Origin of the sequence: Mesorhizobium sp. LNHC229A00, assembly GCF_000502415.1 — a bacterium.
GTDB lineage: Bacteria > Pseudomonadota > Alphaproteobacteria > Rhizobiales > Rhizobiaceae > Mesorhizobium.
Map to the genome: position 1 here is coordinate 1 of NZ_AYWQ01000189.1, position 423 is coordinate 423.

A 423-nucleotide genomic window follows, 5' to 3' on the forward strand; every position below is an offset into this window, starting at 1 on the left:
GACGGGTTCAACCGAATCGGTTTCGGACGTTGCCCATCACAGCCAAAGCTGATTCCCCCTGATGGACCGGCGTTTGTGACCCCAGACAGTCAGGTCGCAAAAAGAAGGGTTCCACCCGGCGAAATGCGGGATAATGGCGATCGCGCAGTCATTGCGTCCCTTGAGACGACAAAGTGCCGGAAATGTTGGCCTGTTCCGTTCGCCGCTGCCAGTATTGCGGATTGTCGCGAGGGCTGTTCAGCCGATAGGATCGCGCGGTGGTTAGTAAGCGGATCGAGCGAGAGGTTTTGTTGGTGGAATTGACCGAGAAGGATCGTCAGTTGCTCGCGCTGATGCAGAAGAACGCGCGTGAGCCGGTCGCGTCACTGGCACGACAGCTCGGCGTGTCGCGGACAGCGCTGCAGGAGCGGATCCAGAAGCTGG

The 423-nt window shown here is 59.3% G+C and carries 1 protein-coding gene; it reads left to right on the forward strand.

Features of this window, described 5'->3' with window-relative positions:
- Positions 1-293: 293 nt before the first annotated feature.
- A partial coding sequence (locus X742_RS1000000176360) for an AsnC family transcriptional regulator (protein WP_280800213.1) occupies positions 294-423 on the forward strand: 130 nt, incomplete at its 3' end.